Annotated in this window: 18 protein-coding genes, 1 tRNA gene and 1 pseudogene; 17 read left to right on the top strand and 3 right to left on the bottom strand. The window is 57.6% G+C overall.

Translation table 11 applies throughout. The annotated features are described in order from the left end of the window. Positions 1–12: 12 nt before the first annotated feature. From melA to O3S85_RS10510, 13 genes and pseudogenes are all read left to right on the top strand, one after another. Positions 13–1,323, top strand: a pseudogene (gene melA / locus O3S85_RS21305) (alpha-galactosidase); the annotation flags it as partial. Positions 1,324–2,772: 1,449 nt separating this feature from the next. Next, a complete protein-coding gene (locus O3S85_RS10565; RefSeq protein WP_269540263.1) occupies positions 2,773–3,369 on the top strand; it encodes a crossover junction endodeoxyribonuclease RuvC in 597 nt (198 codons plus the stop codon). A 68-nt stretch (positions 3,370–3,437) separates the two neighbouring features. Continuing rightward, positions 3,438–4,271 (top strand): DUF4339 domain-containing protein, encoded by an 834-nt coding sequence (locus O3S85_RS10560; protein WP_269540262.1) that lies wholly within the window; start codon positions 3,438–3,440, stop codon positions 4,269–4,271. Then, entirely contained in the window at positions 4,271–4,771 is a 501-nt protein-coding gene (locus O3S85_RS10555) for a hypothetical protein (RefSeq protein WP_269540261.1), read from the top strand. The genes O3S85_RS10560 and O3S85_RS10555 overlap by 1 nt, the downstream gene beginning before the upstream one ends. A gap of 24 nt (positions 4,772–4,795) precedes the next feature. Further along, positions 4,796–5,536: an RDD family protein gene (locus O3S85_RS10550; protein WP_269540260.1), complete on the top strand. Its 741-nt coding sequence runs from the start codon at positions 4,796–4,798 to the stop codon at positions 5,534–5,536. A gap of 6 nt (positions 5,537–5,542) precedes the next feature. After that, positions 5,543–5,854 carry a B-box zinc finger protein gene (locus tag O3S85_RS10545; RefSeq protein WP_269540259.1) on the top strand — a complete coding sequence of 104 codons (312 nt, stop codon included), beginning with the start codon at positions 5,543–5,545 and terminating at the stop codon, positions 5,852–5,854. 2 nt (positions 5,855–5,856) lie between these two features. Next, complete coding sequence (locus O3S85_RS10540) at positions 5,857–7,536, top strand: hypothetical protein (protein ID WP_269540258.1); 1,680 nt, start codon at positions 5,857–5,859, stop codon at positions 7,534–7,536. Then, positions 7,533–8,765: a DUF4350 domain-containing protein gene (locus tag O3S85_RS10535; RefSeq protein ID WP_269540257.1), complete on the top strand. Its 1,233-nt coding sequence runs from the start codon at positions 7,533–7,535 to the stop codon at positions 8,763–8,765. The genes O3S85_RS10540 and O3S85_RS10535 overlap by 4 nt, the downstream gene beginning before the upstream one ends. Beyond that, a complete protein-coding gene (locus O3S85_RS10530; protein WP_269540256.1) occupies positions 8,762–9,724 on the top strand; it encodes an AAA family ATPase in 963 nt (320 codons plus the stop codon). The genes O3S85_RS10535 and O3S85_RS10530 overlap by 4 nt, the downstream gene beginning before the upstream one ends. Positions 9,725–9,731: 7 nt before the next feature. Next, positions 9,732–11,078, top strand: coding sequence for a DUF58 domain-containing protein (locus tag O3S85_RS10525; RefSeq protein ID WP_269540255.1), 1,347 nt, complete (start codon positions 9,732–9,734; stop codon positions 11,076–11,078). A gap of 8 nt (positions 11,079–11,086) precedes the next feature. Next, positions 11,087–12,106, top strand: a complete 1,020-nt coding sequence (locus O3S85_RS10520) for a stage II sporulation protein M (RefSeq protein ID WP_269540254.1) — start codon at positions 11,087–11,089, stop codon at positions 12,104–12,106. Further along, positions 12,103–12,909, top strand: a complete 807-nt coding sequence (locus O3S85_RS10515; protein ID WP_269540253.1) for an RDD family protein — start codon at positions 12,103–12,105, stop codon at positions 12,907–12,909. Before O3S85_RS10520 ends, O3S85_RS10515 begins: the two co-directional genes overlap by 4 nt. Positions 12,910–13,020: 111 nt before the next feature. Then, positions 13,021–14,028 carry a DUF975 family protein gene (locus O3S85_RS10510; RefSeq protein ID WP_269540252.1) on the top strand — a complete coding sequence of 336 codons (1,008 nt, stop codon included), beginning with the start codon at positions 13,021–13,023 and terminating at the stop codon, positions 14,026–14,028. A 361-nt stretch (positions 14,029–14,389) separates the two neighbouring features. On the opposite strand, the gene rpmH is transcribed toward O3S85_RS10510, so the two are convergent. Both rpmH and O3S85_RS10500 read right to left on the bottom strand, forming a co-directional pair. Further along, the gene (rpmH, locus tag O3S85_RS10505; RefSeq protein WP_269540251.1) at positions 14,390–14,551 is read right to left on the bottom strand and encodes a 50S ribosomal protein L34; all 162 of its coding nucleotides are present in this window, start codon (positions 14,549–14,551) and stop codon (positions 14,390–14,392) included. A 24-nt stretch (positions 14,552–14,575) separates the two neighbouring features. Then, positions 14,576–14,652: transfer RNA gene (locus O3S85_RS10500), tRNA-Val, on the bottom strand. Positions 14,653–14,842: 190 nt separating this feature from the next. Between O3S85_RS10500 and O3S85_RS10495 the strand changes: the two genes are divergently transcribed. The 4 genes from O3S85_RS10495 to O3S85_RS10480 all read left to right on the top strand — a co-directional run bounded on the left by O3S85_RS10495 (position 14,843) and on the right by O3S85_RS10480 (position 18,298). Further along, positions 14,843–16,498: a DNA repair protein RecN gene (locus O3S85_RS10495; protein WP_269540250.1), complete on the top strand. Its 1,656-nt coding sequence runs from the start codon at positions 14,843–14,845 to the stop codon at positions 16,496–16,498. 98 nt (positions 16,499–16,596) lie between these two features. After that, the gene (locus tag O3S85_RS10490; protein ID WP_269540249.1) at positions 16,597–17,391 is read left to right on the top strand and encodes a ThuA domain-containing protein; all 795 of its coding nucleotides are present in this window, start codon (positions 16,597–16,599) and stop codon (positions 17,389–17,391) included. 270 nt (positions 17,392–17,661) lie between these two features. Then, positions 17,662–18,078, top strand: coding sequence for a nucleoside-diphosphate kinase (gene ndk, locus O3S85_RS10485; protein WP_269540248.1), 417 nt, complete (start codon positions 17,662–17,664; stop codon positions 18,076–18,078). A gap of 64 nt (positions 18,079–18,142) precedes the next feature. Beyond that, the gene (locus O3S85_RS10480; RefSeq protein WP_269540247.1) at positions 18,143–18,298 is read left to right on the top strand and encodes a hypothetical protein; all 156 of its coding nucleotides are present in this window, start codon (positions 18,143–18,145) and stop codon (positions 18,296–18,298) included. 65 nt (positions 18,299–18,363) lie between these two features. Here O3S85_RS10480 and O3S85_RS10475 read toward each other — a convergent pair whose 3' ends face one another. Then, positions 18,364–18,924 carry a hypothetical protein gene (locus tag O3S85_RS10475; RefSeq protein ID WP_269540246.1) on the bottom strand — a complete coding sequence of 187 codons (561 nt, stop codon included), beginning with the start codon at positions 18,922–18,924 and terminating at the stop codon, positions 18,364–18,366. Between the last annotated feature and the right edge of the window lie 40 nt (positions 18,925–18,964).

Raw genomic sequence — 18,964 nt, 5'->3', positions numbered from 1 at the left:
CTGATTCTTACTATGGCTTGTAAAATAACCCTCATCGGCGCCGGCTCAGTTGTCTTCGCAAAGACCCTGATTGGCGACATCCTGCAATTTCCGGAACTGTCCGACGCGCACATTTGCCTGATGGACATCGATCCCGCCCGCCTGAAGGTGGCCGACGTGATGATGAAGCGCGTGGCCGAGACTCTCGGGGTGAAGGCCACGGTCACCTCGACCATGGACCAGAAGGAGGCCGTGAAGGACGCCAAATATGTCATCTGCACGATCCAGGTGGGCGGTTACAAGCCCTCGACGATGCGCGACTTTGACATCCCGAAGAAATACGGCCTAGAGCAGACCATTGCCGACACACTCGGGGTGGGCGGCGTTTTCCGCGCGCTGCGGACGATACCGGTCATCAACCAGATCGCCAAGGACATCGCCGATCACGCACACCCGGATTGCCTGCTGCTGAACTACACCAATCCGATGGCGATGAACTGCATGGCCGTCGAGCAAGAGGTTGGCATCCAGCACGTGGGCCTGTGCCACTCGGTCTTTGGTACGGCGCGCATGCTGGCCAACCACACGCACTTGCCGATGGAAGACGTAAGCTACCTCGTCGCCGGCATTAACCACATGGCCTTCTTCCTGAAGTTCCAATACAAGGGCCGCGACGCGTATCCTTTGCTTTACAAAGTATTGGAAGACCCGAAGCGGGACTTCGAGCTGGTGCGCTACGAGATGATGCGCCGCACTGGTTACTTTGTCACGGAAAGTTCGGAGCACCAGAGTGAATACGTACCGTATTTTATCCACCACGGCCAGGAAGTGATCGACAAGTTCAAGGTGCCGCTGGATGAATATCCGCGCCGCTGCGAAGGCATCATTGCCTCTTGGAAAGACACCGAGGCGAAGCTCATCGGCGAAGGTGATCACAAGATGGTTGTCAATCCGCAGTCGCATGAATACGGCAGCTACATCATCCATTCGCGCGAGACAAATACGCTGCGCACCGTTTACGGCAACGTCCCGAACAAGGGCATCATTGCCAACCTGCCGGACTACTGCAACGTCGAGGTGCCGTGCCAGGTCGATGCCGTCGGCCTGCAACCTACGATGATTGGCGACCTGCCGCCGCAACTTGCTTCGATGTGCCTGACGAATATCAACGTGCAGCAGCTCACCGTGCAAGCGGCACTCACCGGCAAGCGCGAACACATTTACCACGCGGTCATGCTCGACCCGCATACGGCGTCCGCGCTTACGCTCGATAAAATTTGGGCGATGTGCGACGAACTGATTGAGGCGCACCAGAGCGATGGCTACTTGGGCGAGTTCGCGCCGGTCATACATAACACCGGCCGCACCTATGCCGGCGTGGGCGACCAGTTGATTGCGCGTGCCCGTCCGCTTGGCCTGCGTTTGGATCAGCCCGGCAGCGAGTTCCAACTGGAGATCGAAGTCGACAACCCAAGTGGCGAGGATGCGGCGACGACGATGTCGATCACTTGCGAAGACGCCGCCATTGAGTTTACGCAAACCAGTGTGGCGGTGGCCGTAGGAGCTGGCGCGCTGACCAAGGTTACTTTGCCAGGCAAAGTGCTTAGCGCCGTCGACCACGAGATCGCGATTGGCTTGAAAAGCGATGCCGCCAATGTGCTGGCGATCGACACCGTGCTGCGACCTTATCCGATCATCGCTGCGAACGACGAAGGTGCTGCGAACGACGAAGGTGCTGCGACATTTAATATCGAGCTGTCGGGCTTCCATTGCGCGGCGGGCTCGCTCCAGCGCGCCGGCGAAGATCTGGTCATCAAAATCCGCGTTGAGGACTCGGACATTCAGACCACGAACCGGAGGTTCCGGATTGGCTCAGGCGCGGAGTTTTTCTTCGCCGACAGCAGCGCGGAATCGGTAAAAAAGGTCATGCTGCTACCGGACCTCGATGGCGAAGCCGTGGTGACCGATGGGCACCGCGCAACGATTGCCGAAGCCCGGTTGGAATTCGAGAAGAAAGAGCTCTTTTACGAGGCAACGATCACCCTGCCGGCATCCCTGGTGCAGGCCGAGGGCACCACGTTCTTCTTCGATTGCTCGGTCAACCTGGGTGCCCTGAGCGATGCGCACTCGGGCGGGCGCGCTTCGCTCAGCGGCGGCAAGAAGACTTGGGAGGACATGACGCAAGCGCACCTCGTCGATCTGTCGCCTAAGCTCGTCGAGGCGTAGTTTGCCCGGAGGAACGCGATGCTTTTGGCGAGTGTCGCTGCCTCTCCGGCATTCAGCCGACTGCGTAGTAAGCTAGCAATTCACTTCGTATTTTCAGGCAGGGCTCGTGATTCGCGGGCCCTGCTTGTTTTTGGCCTCTGTGCCTCGCTAGGGGCAACGGACATTTGTTTTGTATCTTGATTGCTGCAAACATTGCCCCAACGGGGCTACGCATCAATAGCCCAGGGTTAAAGCGAACCGCTTGCGGGAAGCGCTACCCTGGGAAACTGGATGCTCGGTTATCTCCCAGCCCCAACGGGGCTGCGCAAGTTGTCGTTTTGCGCAATCCCGTAGGGATAGGCAATTCACGTATTTGTATTCCCAGGTTAGGCGTTCAGCCGCTCTGCGGCCTCAAGCCAACCCTGGGCTATTGATGCGAAGCCCCGTTGGGGCAAATTTACTGAAAATTGAATGCCCGTTCGCCCTAGCTGGGTGGCGAGGGATGGGTAACTGACGCTCGCCATAGCTTCGCGTACCGGCTGAAAAACCGCGTTGCGTCCCAGGGCTTTGCGCGTTGTGTTTGGGGGCATGGGACGCAAATCAGCGCGGGCATTGTGGAGCGCCAAGCTACAGGGGCAGGCCGTGGCCGGGGCGGTATCCGCTGCCGATATTGAGCAGCAAATGGCGGCCAGGCGCGAGCCCTATGAGGGCACCATATTAGGCGTCGATCCCAGCTTGCGCGGCACGGGGCTGGCGGTGATTCGTTTTCAGCCCGGGCAGACGCCGAAGCTGCTGGGGAGCCACACTTTGAAGCTGAAAACCAAGCTCAGCCAACCGGAGTGCCTGGGTGAAATTGCGCGCGCGGTGGCTTCCATTTTAGAGCGGGAGCCGATCACCTGCCTCGCGCTGGAGCAGACGATTTACGTGCAGAATTTCCAAACCGCGCAGATCATGGGTATGGCGCGCGGCGCGGCAATTGCCCCGGCGGCGATGCGTGGCGTGGCGATTCACGATTACGCGCCGCTGCGCATCAAGCAGGCCGTCGTTGGCTACGGACGCGCGAGTAAGGAGCAGGTGGCCGCGATGGTGCGCCAACACCTGAAGCTGATGGCCGATCTCCCCTCCGACGAAGCCGACGCCGCTGCCGCCGCCCTTTGCCATGCGATGACGGGCCCCAGGCCATAACTACCTCTTGGTTAGAAAAAAATGACTCGTCATAGGCCGTGGAGATGGCCAATTTTACCTTTGATACTGTGATTTGGCACTACGCAATAGACGGGGAGAAGCTGGGACCGGTTTCGGATAACGAACTGGCGCAACTGGCGTCATCGGGCAAAGTCGATGGTAAGACATTAATTTGGCGCGATCCCATGGAGAACTGGAAGCCGCTGGAGGAAGTGCCGGCCGCAGTCAGCATTGCCATGGTGCCAGCCTCACCGATGACCCCTCCGCCCATGCCCAATGCGGCACCACCGGTGTCGGCACCGAGAGTGAAGCGCATTACCTTGCCAGCGCTGAATCGTCCCAGGGTGGAATACCCGCTGCCAAGTGAGCCGGTAGTGGATGATTACGGTAAGGATTACTGCGACGTCGGGCACCACATCCACCTTTACCCAGCCATCCTGAAACGCCCGGAGGCGGCCAAAGCTCAGGAGCTGATGGCGGACGATGAATCGAGCTGCTTTTTTCACCCGCAATTATCGGCGACGCAGGTTTGCAGCCACAGCGGACGTTTTATCTGCGACTTATGTGCCACGGAATGGAATGGCGAGATCATCAGCCTGCAGGCGTTGAGCGAAATCAAGGCCAACGGCAAGAGCGAGAAACTCAATGACACCCGCAAGCTTTGGGACAGCATCGCACTGGCATTGGTTACCTGGCCGCTGTTGTTGTTGGTCATGCTCATCCCGGCGATCCTCATTACTGCGCCGATCGCAGTTTACATCTGCCTGTGGCAGTGGAAAAAGGGACCGACGAGCATTGTCCGCCAGACTCGGATTCGCTATATCATCGCCTTGACGATAGGCATCATTGAAATTCTCACCATGATCATTCTGGCGATTGGACTCTTTACGGGGGCGTTTTAATGGCGAAGGGAAATCCATATAAGCTAGCGGCCAAAGGTGCCAGCCTGGTAGAGCACCAGCGGGTGTATTTCGGCGATGACCACCTGCTGATTGTCGATGGCAAGTTTACCGAAGTTTACCGACGGCTTTATTATAAAGACATCCAGGCTTTGCAGCGCCACAACACCTCCACCTCGATCTGGGTGCAGATGTTTTTCCTGGTGGTTATTATTCTCAGCCTGATTGGCTTGGGCTCCGGGATGAACGCGCCGAACTGGGGTGCCATGTATTTACTGGTCCCATCGTCCGTGTTTCTGGCCTACAGTATTTACTGCGGGCGCAGTTGTGCGCTGGGGATCAAGACGCAGGTCCAGCAGGTGCGCCTCGTTGGCGTAGGGGCTATGCGAAAGGCCGTTAAATTTGAAAAACAACTTACCGAGCGCATTACTGCCGTGCAGGGCACGCTGACCGCTGAGGCGCTACAGGCTGCCAATCGCGGCGAATCTACCGCCAATGTTTAAACCATAACCAACCTCCGATCTATCATGCAGTGGTATTACTCAATCAACAATGAGCAACAGGGGCCAGTCGACGAATCCGATTTGACCGCTCTCGCTAAGCAAGGCGTCGTTCACCCACAAACTTTAGTTTGGCGGGAAGGGATGGCGGACTGGCAGCCTTACCAAACCCTTTTCGGTGGCGGCGGTGCGGGTGCCGGAGACATGGTCACCTGCCCAAGCTGCGGTGCCATGACGCAGTCGAACCAGTTGATCCCCTTGGCGAACAATCAGGTGGTGTGCCCGCAATGCAGCAAGGGCTATTCGCAACGTCTGATTGAAGGCGCTGACGGCAACTTTGACGGCGAGTTCGAGTATGCCGGATTCCTGCTTCGCGCGGGCGGCACGCTGATCGATGGCATTATCCTGCAAGTCGTGCAGTTCGTGATTCAGATTGTCGGCATGATGGCGATGGGCGGTGCCAACCCGAACGATCCGATGAACCCGGTGACGCTGGGCATTATGCTTATCAACGTCATCATTGGCTTTGGGTATCCGATTTTCTTCCTGGGCGGAAAGTATCAGGCGACGCCGGGCATGATGATCTGCAAAATCCGGATTATCATGGAGGATGGATCCAACGTCTCGCACTTGCGGGTCTTTGGCCGTATCTTTGCCTCAATCCTCAGCTCGCTCACCTTGGGTATCGGCTACCTCATGGTACTTTGGGACCCTGAAAAGCGCACGCTGCACGATGTGATCTGCCACACACGTGTCATCAAAAAGTAGCGCTCTGTGTCGACCCTTACCAAGCAACGTTGCCGGCTTCACGGCCATCGTGAAGCCGTTGCGCGTTGCCCGGAATGCGAGAAGTTCTTCTGCCGCGAATGCGTGACCGAGCATGATGGTCGCGTGATCTGCCAGCCGTGTCTGACGGAACTGCTGCAAGAAGACGTCAAGGAGCGTTCTCCGATCTGGGGGCGCATTGGCGGGATTCTGGGTGCCGGGGCCGGCTTCATGTTGGCCTGGTGGGTCTTTTACATGATCGGTCGCGTACTGCTCTCCATCCCGAGCATGTTTCACGATGGAACCATCTTTAAGCATTAGCCGTGGCGTTCAAAAAGAAAAAGAGTAAGCCGCCACGCTTGCGCGGAAGGCGGCGCAGGGACGAGCGTGAGGCGTCCGGGCTGGACTTAATTGAAGAAGCCATTCATCTGCTGCGCCTGCTACCGCTGGCCAGTTGGGCATGCTACTTGGTGGGGGCCGCGCCGTTTCTGGTGGCATTCCTGTTTTTCTGGAATGATATGGCCCTGAGCGGCTTGGCGGCGGAGAACCTGTTGGGCGATTCACTGATGCTGACCCTGGCTTATGTTTGGATGCGCTTCTGGCAGGCGTGTTTTATTCGCGGGATGTGGGCGGCGCTGCGCGGACAGGCTGCAGAGCCGGTCACCTTGAAAACAGCGCTAAAAATGCTCCAACTGCAATTGCAGTGGCAGACTACGGCGTTGTTTGCGTTGCCGGTGCTGGCCTTGATCACGATCCCGTTTCAGCGGGGTTACGCCTTCTTTCAGAACCTCATGGTTTACTCGGCGATCTGTGACGAGGAATCCCCTGAGCCGCTCACGCAGCGGGCAATCCGCCTCTCCGGCGTCTGGACCGGCCAGGGCTGGGCTTTAATGGGTCTGTTGGCGTTTTTTAGCCTGATGATATACTTCTCGTGGTTCATTGTGATCACGACGGTTCCGTTTCTGCTCAAGACGTTCTTTGGGGTGGATAACGCCGCGATTCGCAGCGGCGAATTTCTAGTCATGAATTCCACCACGACCTCGATCGCGTTGGGGCTGACCTATCTTATTTACGATCCGCTCGCGAAGGCGGCCAACCTGCTGCGCTGCTTTTATGCCCAGTCTCTGCAAAGCGGGGAAGATCTGCTCTTTAACCTGCGTACGCTCAAACGCGCCTCGGGTAAGGCCGCGCGCGCAGCCACTGTCGGCGTGTTGTTGCTTGGGCTGGGTCTCGGCATGGGGCAACCCCTGGATGCGTCGTCAGACGGAGCGAAGACCAGTGAAGAAAGCCTGGATTCCGCCATCGAGCAGACGATGAGCCAGCCTGACTACATTTGGCGTTTCCCGAAGGAAGAAGTTGCGCGGGATATGGAGCCGCCGAGCTGGTGGCAGGATTTTGCCGATTGGCTGAAGTCCTCGCAGGAGGCCATGGAAGAATGGTTCGACAGTTTGTTTGACGACGAGGAGAAGCCCCAGAAAAAGAGCGAGTCCTGGGATTTTGAGCCGTTGGACCTGTCTTTCCTCGATGGCCTGACCTATTTGTTAATCGCGGTCGCCGTGATTACCTTGCTGTGGCTGCTGTTCAAAGTATTGCGCTCGCGAGTCCCGGCACCCGCGCAAACGGCCAACGTCACGGCGGTGGAGACCATTCCGGATCTAAACCGGGAGGACATCACCGCGGATCAACTGCCGCGCAACCGGTGGCTGGAAATTGCCCAGGAGTTAATCGCGCAAGGGGACTACCGGCTCGCCTTGCGGGCGCTGTTTCTCGCGGAGCTTTCCTATCTGGCCGAAGAGGGGATGATTCGTCTGGCGCGCCACAAGTCTAACTACGATTACCGATGCGAACTTTCACGCCGTGGTGACTCCTCGACCGAGGTGCTGGAGGCCTACCAACTCAGTGCGACTCTCTTTGATGGCGTATGGTACGGTGAGCGACCCGTGGGGCAGAATGAGGTGGAACACATGCAGGACTACCTGCGCAACACGGGGCTTGCCTGGTGAAGCCGCGTTACGCCATCGCACTCTTGATCGTGGTCTGCGTCGCGGGCATGGTTTTTGGCCTCGCGCGGCTACTGCATTGGCGGCTGGAACGTGGGGATGTTTATCCGCCGTCGTCCAGCCTGCGTTTGGACCCACTCGGTGCCCGTGCGTTGGCAGAGTCCCTGGACGCCTTGCCGGGCGTGACGATGGACCGCAATTACCGGCATTGGCGTCGGGCGGAGTTTCCCGATGACGCTACGTTGTATGTGCTGCGCGCGAACTCCGAGTTCCTCTTTGATCGACACGAAGGGCCGAACCCATTGCTCGATTTTATGGCGCGTGGTGGCCGGGTGGTCATTACGCAGGTCGATTTCGATGCCGCCTACAGACGTTGGCTGGAGGAGCAGGAGGAAGACGCGGAAGAGCAGGGTGAGGACCTGGAAGAGCCAGCGGAAGATGTCGAGGAGACGGACTCCGAAGACGAATCGGAATCGAAGGAATTTTTAGTAAAATGGGAGGCTGATCTGGATGAAGGAGATTTTTCCGGAGACACCGCTGATCTCGTTGCAGACCTCAACGCGCCAGGTAGCGTAAGCTGGAAAGGGGACGATTTTTTCTCGGCTTATCATGAGGACTGGGAGGTCGTATATGAAAATAAAAACGGCCCCGTCGTGCTTTGGCAGGCCTATGGCGAGGGTGAGGTGATTCTCTTGGCCAGCTCCTATTTGCTCTCCAATGAGGCGTTGATGCTCGACCGTGAATCCGGCTTTTTGAACTGGCTACACGGAGATTCAACGCATGCGATTTTTGATGAGTGGCACTTCGGGTTGCATGAGCCCAGTGGGGTGATGATCCTGATGAAGCGGTACCGCTTGGGTGGACTTGCGCTTGGTTTGGCGCTGCTCACTGCGCTCTTCGTCTGGCGCAACATGTATTCGCTGACGCCAGTGCGCGAGTCGGAAAACCATATGTCCGCGGGCGTGGTGCGCCTTTCTGGATCGAGCCACACTGGCTTACGCAATTTGCTCAAGCGCTCAATCGCGCCTGCGGATTTGCTGGCCGTTTGCGTGGAGCGCTTCACCAAGCTTGCACCTCAGATGCAGAAAAAGTCCGGCTGGCAAGAGGCCATGGCAGAAATCTGCACCGAGCTGAACGCCTACAAAGAAACCCCACCACGCAAGCGCCGCCCCGTAAAAACTTACCGCACCATCGCCGCAATTTTAACCAAACACCACATCCATTTAAGATGAACGAAACGCAAAGCTTGAAAGAAATAATCACCGATGCCCGACAGGAAATTGGCAAGGTGATCATCGGCCAGGAAGAGGTGATCGACTTGACGCTTATCACCATTCTGACCGGCAGCCATGCCTTGATCGAAGGGGTGCCCGGCGTCGCCAAAACGCTGCTGGTGCGGACGCTGGCGACGGTGCTTGGCTGCGAATCGGGGCGTGTCCAGTTCACCCCAGACCTGATGCCGGCGGACATCACCGGCACTCATGTTTACAACATGAAGACGCAGGAGTTTGTATTGGTTAAAGGGCCAGTCTTTACGGACTTCCTGCTGGCGGACGAAATTAACCGCGCCCCGGCCAAGACACAGGCCGCGCTGCTGCAGGCCATGCAGGAGCGAACCGTGACGATTGATCGCGCAAACCACGAACTTGGCAAGAACTTCACCGTGTTCGCCACGCAGAATCCGATTGAATACGAGGGCACCTATCCGCTGCCCGAGGCGCAAAAGGACCGCTTCATGCTCAAGATCGATATGGGCTATCCGGAGGAATCGGACGAGCTCGAGCTCGCGCGGCGGCTGCTCTCTGCGCAAACGCCAGAGGGCGTGCTCGCAGGCGGGGTGATCGAGCCGGTGCTTTCCGCGGAGCAACTGGAGGCCGCCCGGGCCAAGCTGCTCGCCGTTACGGTAAAGGAAGAGCTGCTCAATTACATGGTGCAGATCGTCCGCAAGACACGGCAGCACGAAAGTATTTTGGTCGGGGCCGGGCCGCGCGCGACGCAGGCGCTGTTGTTGGCCGCGCGAGCAATGGCCGTCTTGCAGGATCGCGACTTCGCTACGCCGGACGACGTAAAGGCGGTCTCCCTGCCTGTGCTGGGGCACCGCATTGTGCTGAGGCCGGAGTATGAAATTGAAGGCCTGACGGTGGCCGAAGTAATCCGCCAGTTGCTGCAAGCTGTCGCCGTGCCGCGCTAATCTATCAATGAAATTCGCACCCACCAACCGCCTCGTTTTGTTTGCCGCGCTGCTGTGCCCGGCGGCACTTCTGGCACCGATGAACGGAGGTCTGCTCGCCATCTGCGCCGTGCTCTATGCCTTGCTGTTTGTCTTTGCGCTGGTGGACTGGTTGGCCGGGCGCAAGCTCTTGCGCGACATCCGGGTGGAAGCGGCAGCGGTGACGCGGATGTCTCTGGGGAACCCCGGCAAGGTAGAGCTTTTTATCCGTCGCGAGGGAGCTGATGAGGCCGTGTTTCAACTCGCTTTGGGTCTCGATCAGAGCCTGGAGCCGACAGAGGATAAACTACCGATCCGCCTGGATCAGGACGGTGAATTCTGGAGCACGCTTTGGCCGGTCACGCCCCGCCGCCGTGGCATTTACCATGTGGATGCGGTGTATGCGGAAACGGCTTCACGCTTTGGCTTGTGGACCTTTCGCCATGTCTTCCCGACCAAGGCAGAGATCCGCGTCTATCCGAACTTGCGCCGCGACCGGCAGCAGCTAGCGAACCTTTTTCTCAACCGCGGAACGATCGGCACGCACATCCAGCGCATCATGGGGCAGGGGCGCGACTACGAGCAACTGCGGGAATATTTGCCCGGCGACAGCATGATGGACATCCACTGGAAGGCCACCGCCAAGCGGAATGAGCCCGTTACCAAGACTTACCAGATCGAGCGCACGCGCGAAATATACCTGATCGTCGATCACTCACGCCTGTCCGGTCGCATCGTGGCTGAGGGGCAAAACGGCGGCCCCGACGAGAGCGCGCTGGAGCGATTTTTAACTGTAACGAGCATCCTCAATCTGGTGGCGGGCCGGCAGGGCGATTTGTTCGGCCTCGTGACATTTTCCCACCAAGTGACGAATTATCTGCGCGCCAGCTCAGGCCGTGGGCACCAGCAGTGTGTGCAGGACGCCTTGTTCGATCTACAGTCCGACCGCACGACGCCGGATTTTGACGAGCTCTTTAGCTTCCTGCGTATGCGACTGCGTCGGCGCGCGCTGTTAATATTTCTTACTGATCTTAGTGACCCCTCGGCGGCAGATTCCTTCGCCAAGTCCGTGCGAATGATTACGCGGCAACACCTCGTCTTGGCCAATATGATTGTGGGCGAGGAGATTGGTCCGCTCTTTCGACCAAAGGTCGAGCCACGGAGCGCCGAGGATATTTATGGCCTGCTCAGCGGGCACCTTCGTTGGCACGGGTTAAGTGAACTAAGCCGTAATTTACGACAGGGTGGCGTTGATTTGGCGCTACTGCCGGAGAACAATTTGGCCGTGGAAATCGTTAACCAATACCTACGCGTGAAGCAGCGCCAACTCATCTAAGCGACGCCATGATTATCGACCTCAAGCGATTTATCAGTACCCGCCGTTCCGAGTGGGATGAGTGCGAGCGTACGTTGGACCGGATGGAGGATGAGCCGCGTCTGCGGCTGAGCATCGAGGAGGCCCAGCGATTTCACTACCTGCTGGAGCGCGTGGCCGCGGACCTAAACCAGATCAACACCGCTGCGGCTGACCCCGCGATCCGTGCGTATCTGGAATCACTCCTCTCGCGGGGCTATAGCGAGGTGCAGGAGACGCAGCGCCTGCCGGTGTTTCGCGTAATGGCCTATTGGCTCGCGTTTACTTTTCCGCAGACGGTGCGCCGCCACTTTGGGGCGCTCAAGCTCGTGTTATTCGCGTTTTTCGCGGGGGTGTTTTTTGGTGGTTTTGCCCTGATGCTGGACCCTGAGGCCAAGCCGGTCATCATCGGTTTTGACCACCTGATGGGCTCGCCCAGCGAGCGTGTCGCGGAGGAGGAGGCCAACCGCGGCTCCAACCTGGAGGACGGCAAGAGCACGTTCTCGGCCTTCCTGATGACGCATAATATCAAGGTCTCGATTTTCACGTTGGCGCTCGGGATGACTTTTGGCATCGGCACCATCATTAACTTGTTTTACAATGGCGTCATCCTTGGCGCGGTGGGCTTTGACTACGTACTGGCCGGCGAGACGAAGTTTTTGTGTGGCTGGCTGCTGCCGCACGGCAGTATCGAAATCCCGGCTATCCTGCTCGCTGGCCAGGCCGGACTGGTGCTCGGGCAAGCGCTGCTGTTTCGCGATGGCGACAAGGGGCTCGTCAGCCGGATGCGAGCCATTCGGAAAGACTTGCTGACGCTGATCGGTGGCGTCGCAGTCATGCTCGTATGGGCCGGTATTGTTGAAGCTTTTTTCTCGCAATACCATGAGCCGGTCTTGCCGTATTCGGTTAAAATTGGCTTTGGCATGGTTCAGCTCATCGGGCTGATCGCGTTCTTGATGTTCGCCGGGCGTAAGCACACCCTGTCACTGAATGAGGAGGAGCCGAAATGACCTCTCAGCGGGAAAATTCCCTGGTCGTCGAGACGCCGGAAGGCGTGCGCTTTACCATGGCTCTGGCGAGCCCGGCCGCGCGGTTGCTGGCACTGGCGGTGGACCTGCTCGTGATCTTGACGATTGCCATGGTTATGGCGGTGATCTTTTCGTTGATGAGCCTGATCAGCGGTCAGTTGGCGGCGGTGGCCTTCATTCTGGGCTACTTTATTTTGTCCATTGGCTATTTCTGGCTATTGGAATGGGCTTGGCGCGGGCAAACGGTGGGTAAGCGCATGTTTCGGTTACGTGTGGTGGACGCGCATGGGCTGAAACTGCACACCGACCAGATTGTGCTGCGCAATTTGCTGCGCTTTGTCGACTCGCTGCCTGGGCTCTATTTCCTGGGGGGATGCGTGAGTATTTGTAGTCGCCGTTATCAGCGATTGGGGGATTTAGCCGCTGGCACGGTGGTTGTCCGCCAAAAGCCGCCGGCGCTGCCTGACCTGTCACGCTTACCGGAGAACAAATACAACTCGCTGCACGAGCACCCGCACGTGGAGGCGACGTTGAGGCAGCGCATTTCGCCGGAGCTGGCGATGCTGGCCTTTCAGGCGTTGACCCGACGGGACCAGTTGGAGCCTACCAGTCGTGCCCGGGTGTTTGCCGAACTCGCCAGTGAATTTCAGACACACGTAAAGTTGCCCGAGACCAGCCTCTATGGTGTTTCCGATGAGCAATTGATTCGCAACTGTGTGGAGAGCATCTACCGGCAGGTGCAGAAACGTGCAGATGGCGCCGAGTCTCAACTCGCCACTGCTTGATTCACTGCCGTTGTTTCATGGATTGGAAGGGGAGCGAGTAACCTACCTTTTACTTATACGTGTGATATTACGCTTTACTGTAGGGTAAACGCTCGGCAGCGTTTGGTCTATATGCGTTGGTGTTACGTCGAAAATGGTCAGCAGCAGGGGCCGGTGTCGCAGGAAGAGCTTCACGCGTTGGCGCGGCAAGGCGTTATTCAGCCGAGCACGTATGTGTGGACCGACGGTATGCCGGACTGGGTTACCTACGAGCAGGCGATGGGGGCGGCTCAGATGCAGTCGGTGGCAAGCGCACCGATCCCCGTTGGGCAGCAGGATGTTTTGCCGACGGAAGGGGCGGTCAATGGAACCGGTGGACAGACCAGTAATGCTGAGCTGCGCAAGCGGGCCTCAATTGCGATGGCTGGAAATGCCAAGAGCGCGATGTTGGCGGTATTTGTGTTTGGTCTGGTCATCACGGTGGCCGGGGTGATTCCGCTCGTTGGGCCGTTATTGATTGGTGGACCGCTGCTATTGGGAATGTCCGCTTATATGCTGTTACTTTCGCGGCGGCAACCTTCCTCGGTCAGCACAGTCTTTGGCGGGTTCTCGCACTTCGTGCCCGCGATGCTGCTCTACCTGCTGACGATTGCACTGACCTTTGCCGCATTGATGGTCCTGTACGCGCCATTTACTGCGCTTTCGTTTTTGATCATGCCGATGGCTGATCCTGAAACGTTGGAAAGCCCGGCGATGGGCATCGTGTTTGGGGTGATGGGGCTGCTCTGGATGCTCCTGGTGATGGGAGTCATATATTATTTACAAGCCCGATTCTCGATGGCGTTTTTCAGTCTCGTCGATGTGGCGGATGGAGCCATCGAAGCCCTGAAGTTTGGCTGGACGATGACAAAGGGAAAATCATTCAAGCTCTTTCGCTTCTACATGTACTACATGGTGATGACGATTGGGCTGATGATCTTGTGTGGTATCGTGGTTGCCGTTTTGGGTATGATCAATGAGACCATTGCGGCGTTCAGCATTTTGATGGTCTTCCCATGCCTCATCGTCGGAGTCCTGTATATCATTGCATCGCTATACGTGGGGCTGGGATGTTTCTACGATGATTTGAAAGAGGCGTAGGGCTAACGGACATTCATTTTATATCTTGATTGCTGCAAATACTGCCCCAACGGGGCTACGCATCAATAGCCCAGGGTTAAAGCGAACCGCTTGCGGGAAGGGAAACTTTGTTATCTCCCAGCCCCAACGGGGCTACCCAAGATGTCGTTTTGCGCAATCCCTTTGGCATAGGCAATATACGTATTCGTATTCCCAGGGTAGGCGTTCAGCCGCTCTGCGGCCTCAAGCCAACCCTGGGCTATTGATGCGTAGCCCCGTTGGGGCAAATTTTCTGAAAGTTGAATGTCCGTTGGCCCTAGCAGCCCACAAAAAAACGGCTCCCGTGGGAGCCGTCTTTCAAAAAGTGGTGTCTGTGCTCAACCTAGCGGCAGAGGCGACGGGTGTGCTTGATCAGGGCTAAGCGCTTGCGGCCCTTGGCACGGCGCGATGCAATGACTTTGCGACCGCCTTTGGTCTTCATGCGCGCACGGAAGCCGCACTTGCGAAGGCGCTTTACTTTGTGTGGTCGGTAGGTTGGTTCCATGATGAAATGAGCTGTTGTATAAAATGGTGGGAGTAACTGGGCTCGAACCAGTGACCTCATCGATGTCAACGATGCGCTCTAGCCAACTGAGCTATACCCCCATATTTGGGAAAAGGCAGAAAAAAGAGAGTTACAGCACATTGGGCAAGGTTTATTTTCATCTTTTTTTAGACCCGCGAGGGGCGCTTGCTCAATGATTTGAAAATCTAAGAAGCGGAAGTTTGGAAAATCTTTAGCGGAGGACAAACGTTTATCTTTAGTTTTTTCAGATTTTCCGCTTTTCTCCACTGCGTGCTCCAATTCCTGCACATTTGTAACCTCGCTCTTCTCGATGAAGTCTCGCTCGATTTCGAGGCGGGTTTCACTGCCGTCACGGGCGAGACCGGTGCCGGCAAAAGCGTGCTCCTGGGCGCGCTGTCCATGCTCGCGGGCAACCGCGTGGACAAGACCATCATCCGCGGCGGGGCCGAGGAGTGCATCGTCGAAGCCTCGCTCCATGTGGCGGGCAATAAGCAACTGGCTGAACTGCTTGACGAGCTTGAGCTGCCACCCTGTGAAGACGGCGTGCTGATCCTGCGCCGAAGCCTGCACCGCAAGCGCGGCGGCAAGGTGCAAATCAACGGTGCCCTGGCTACGGTCACGGCGCTGCAGCAGCTTGGCGAAGAGTGGATCGACTTCCACGGGCCTGGAGAACCACAGAAGCTTTTTCACGAGAAAAACCAACTGGCGCTGCTCGATATTTTTGCGAAAAACTCGACCGCGCTGGAGGCTTATCAGGCCGACTTTGATCAGTGGCGCGGACTGTGGCGCGAGATGGAAAATCTCCGCACCGCCGAGCGTCTATCGCCGGAAGAGGCGGAGTTCCTACAGAGCCAGATTAATGCGATCAACGAGGTGGATCCGTCGGACGAGTCCATTGAGCAGTTGGAACGCGATTTTAAGCGGCTGGACAATGCCCGCGAGTTGGGGCAGCTGTCAGAGCAGGCTGGGGAGGGTGCCCGCGAGGCTGCGCAAGCGGCGTCCCGGGTGTTGCGCGCCGCGCGTGAACTGGCGGAGATCGACCCCGAGGCCGATGCCCTGGCGGGCCGCCTGGATGCGCTAATCATTGAAGCCGAAGACCTTTCGTCGGAATATGAGGCACTGGCCAGTGGCGGCGACTTTGACCCGAGTGAGGCGGAGTCCATCGCACAGCGCATGCAAACCTGGCTGCAAATTCGCCGCAAATACGGGCCCACGACCGAAGCAGTCCGCGCCAAGCGCGATGACCTCGTCCGCAAGATTGGCTCGCAGACCAACGTCGAGGGGCAGTTGATCAAGCTGGAGCACCGCGCGGGCGAGCTGGAGAAATCCCTCCGCAAGCAAGCCGATGAGCTGCGCCGGCGCCGTCTGAAGGGGGCCAAAGATTTGGCCGCACAGGCGCGTGAGTTGCTGACCAAGCTCGGCTTTAAAAAGGCGGATTTCAGCATCGAAGTGGAAACCGAGAACAAGCTTTCCCGCCATGGCCACAGTGGTTGCCGTTTTGTGTTTTCGCCCAATGCCGGCCAGCCGCTGATGCCGTTGAATAAAATCGCCTCCAGCGGTGAGACCGCTCGTGTGATGCTCGCGCTGAAGGCCGTGTTGGCCAAGGCCGACGCCACGGCGCTGCTGGTGTTTGACGAGGTGGATGCCAATGTGGGGGGCGAGATCGGTGCCGCCGTGGGCCGCGAGCTGGCAGCGTTGGCCGGGGATCACCAAGTGTTTTGCGTGACCCACCTGCCGCAAGTGGCGGCGCTCGCGCGACAGCATTTCCTGGTTGAAAAAGGGCAGGACGACAGCACGACCACGGTTACGATTTGCCGCATCGATGAGGATAAGCAGCGACGCGAAAGCGAGCTGGCTCGCATGCTCGGTGACCGCGATTCCAAGTCCGCCCGCGATCATGCCCGCCAATTGATGGCGAGCGTTTAGTCAAATTGAGGCTGCGCCGCCGTCGAGAGGATGTTGTTAGGTTAAAATGCCGGTTTTTTAGGCTTCAATTGTAAAGGCTGAGCGGCAACGCTGCAATTATGTCGAAACTCCGTGTTACCATCTGGAACGAATTCGTTCACGAAAAGAAAAACGCGACTGTCCAGTCCATCTACCCCGATGGCATTCATGCAGCCATTGAAGCCGGGCTTAACGAGCTCGGTGCCGATGAGCTGGACATCACCATCGCGACGCTGGATATGCCCGAGCACGGCCTCACTGAGGAGGTGCTGAACAACACTGACGTGCTCATCTGGTGGGGCCATTGTGCGCATGGCCAGGTCGAGGACGCGATTGTCGACCGCGTGCAAGAGCGCGTGCTCGGCGGCATGGGTTTCATCGTGCTGCACAGTGGCCACTTCGCCAAGCCGTTCAAGCGGCTCATGGGCACCAGCTGCGCGCTCAAGTGGCGCGAGGCTGGCGAGAAAGAGCGCCTCTGGGTCTGCAACCCGGGTCACCCGATTGCCGCTGGTATTGAAGACGGCTTTATCGAGCTGGAGCAGACGGAAATGTACGGCGAGCCTTTCGGCATCCCCAGCCCTGACGAGCAGGTATTCATTTCCTGGTTTGAGGGCGGTGAGGTTTTCCGCTCCGGCAATTGCTGGATTCGCGGCAATGGCAAAATCTTTTACTTCCGCCCGGGTCACGAAACCTATCCGATCTACAAAAATCCGACCGTCTGCCGCGTCATTTACAATGCTGTGAAATGGGCTGCGCCACAGGGCCGTTGGGTGGAGCCGCTCAAGGCACCGAATGTGCCCGTGGATCAGGCGCGCGAGAAAATTACGGCCAAGGGTGGCTCATTGCACGCTGAGGGCGAGGCGGGCTTCCGTTGATGATGCGTATATGATATTTTCGCGAAACTGGCGTCCAAACGGGCCCCAAGCCTTTAACCGAGTGCTTTTCCGCACCAGCGGCGTTGGCTTTTCGATCATCCCGCTCAACGGGACCACGCTCAAGCCGCCTTGCTGGACACGAAAAATCACTGCGGTCTGATTCGGCCAAGTTAGATGAAAAATGCTCTAAGGTAGGCAATTCAGCCTAACTAAGGCCTTGTCACAGCGGGGTAGGGAGCTATTTTGCCCACTTTTAACGAATTAAAAATCATGGAAAAGACCTTTATCATTCTCAAACCCGACGCCATGGAAAAGAAGCTCTGGGGCAAAGTCCTGGACCGCTTTGCTGAAGCCGGTTTTGAAATCGTTGCCTGCAAAATGGCGAAGCTTGGCTCGGACATCCTGCGCAAGCACTACGCCCACGTCGCTGACAAGCCTTTCTTCCCGGAGATTGAGGCCTTCATGAGCTCGGCTCCGGTCATCCTGCTGGTGCTCAAGGGCGACGGCGTTATTGCCAAGGTGCGCGATCTACTCGGGCCGACGGACTCCACCAAGGCTCCGGCTGGCACCATCCGTGGTGACATGGGTACGGACATGATGGTGAATGTTTGCCACGCTTCCGATGGCCCCGAAACGGCTGAAGCCGAGATTGCACGCTTCTTCTCGCCGGAAGAGGTCATGGGTTAATCGACCCGTAATCAAACGGATATATCCTTGCATTTAGAGGCGCTCCTGCCTACTTTGCGCAACTATGAAGCTTCGTCTCTTAGGACTACTGGCGATTATTGCCTTTCTGACCGGTTGTTCGGCAACCGTGCCGATTCGCCCGTATATGTTCATTCAGAACGAGGAAAAACCAAATGCTCCGTATGCCGTTGAGGCTGTACCTACGGACGAAACTGCGTAAAGTAGGCGCGCTGCGCCATCCCCTACGTAAGCTTACGACCAGAGCTCGGTTTGCTCTGGTAAGGCTTATTTGATTGGGCGGAACAGGGTTTCGCCATTGGCGGCACGAAACAGCAGGTATTCCCCATCGGGATCGGCACCGATAAAGATGATGCCTTCGGAGTTTTCAATAACGTCTCCGACCTTATAGAGCTTTCCGTTCAGGTTGGCACGCGTCTGGTTGCCTGCAACGCGGACCGTTGATACATTTAGGGTGTCCACGAAATCTTTCGCGGTCTCTTCGTAGGAAATCACGGGGGAGTTTGCTAGGTTTGCGGCGACCATTTGACGCTCGCGCAGGCTGGGCTTGTGCTCGCGGGTCATCACCCAAAAAGCGGCGGCAGAAATGACGACAACTGCGGCTACGGCGACGATGAGCCCCAGTGTGACCGGATTACTGCGTGGCTGGGCATGTTGGGGTGGTATCGGCTTATGTGCTGTCGGCCGCGATGTGCTCGTACTTCGCCTGGGTGGCGTGGGTACGCGGTGAGCATAGGGATGATCAAAATCTGGCGTACGCGGCACAACGACCACGCGGCCGTCGTTTTCGACCTCGTTATTGATGTTGGACCAGTTTAGTTTAGACATAGCACGCTGTAGGATACAGATGTTCTCCTCAGAAAACTAG

It is taken from the genome of Cerasicoccus sp. TK19100, from assembly GCF_027257155.1.
Taxonomy (GTDB): Bacteria; Verrucomicrobiota; Verrucomicrobiia; order Opitutales; family Cerasicoccaceae; genus Cerasicoccus; species Cerasicoccus fimbriatus.
Note: the sequence above shows the minus strand (reverse complement) of the source record. Positions and strands in the feature narration are given on the sequence as shown.

Bases quoted from the DNA above. Each gene is read 5' to 3' on its own strand.
- O3S85_RS10525 (WP_269540255.1), top strand. From the start codon at position 9,732: ATGAAATTCGCACCCACCAACCGCCTCGTTTTGTTTGCCGCGCTGCTG.
- rpmH (WP_269540251.1), bottom strand. From the start codon at position 14,551: ATGGAACCAACCTACCGACCACACAAAGTAAAGCGCCTTCGCAAGTGC.
- O3S85_RS10520 (WP_269540254.1), top strand. From the start codon at position 11,087: ATGATTATCGACCTCAAGCGATTTATCAGTACCCGCCGTTCCGAGTGG.
- O3S85_RS10550 (WP_269540260.1), top strand. From the start codon at position 4,796: ATGCAGTGGTATTACTCAATCAACAATGAGCAACAGGGGCCAGTCGAC.
- O3S85_RS10480 (WP_269540247.1), top strand. From the start codon at position 18,143: ATGAAGCTTCGTCTCTTAGGACTACTGGCGATTATTGCCTTTCTGACC.
- O3S85_RS10555 (WP_269540261.1), top strand. From the start codon at position 4,271: ATGGCGAAGGGAAATCCATATAAGCTAGCGGCCAAAGGTGCCAGCCTG.
- O3S85_RS10565 (WP_269540263.1), top strand. From the start codon at position 2,773: ATGGGACGCAAATCAGCGCGGGCATTGTGGAGCGCCAAGCTACAGGGG.
- O3S85_RS10490 (WP_269540249.1), top strand. From the start codon at position 16,597: ATGTCGAAACTCCGTGTTACCATCTGGAACGAATTCGTTCACGAAAAG.
- O3S85_RS10515 (WP_269540253.1), top strand. From the start codon at position 12,103: ATGACCTCTCAGCGGGAAAATTCCCTGGTCGTCGAGACGCCGGAAGGC.
- ndk (WP_269540248.1), top strand. From the start codon at position 17,662: ATGGAAAAGACCTTTATCATTCTCAAACCCGACGCCATGGAAAAGAAG.
- O3S85_RS10510 (WP_269540252.1), top strand. From the start codon at position 13,021: ATGCGTTGGTGTTACGTCGAAAATGGTCAGCAGCAGGGGCCGGTGTCG.
- O3S85_RS10530 (WP_269540256.1), top strand. From the start codon at position 8,762: ATGAACGAAACGCAAAGCTTGAAAGAAATAATCACCGATGCCCGACAG.
- O3S85_RS10475 (WP_269540246.1), bottom strand. From the start codon at position 18,924: ATGTCTAAACTAAACTGGTCCAACATCAATAACGAGGTCGAAAACGAC.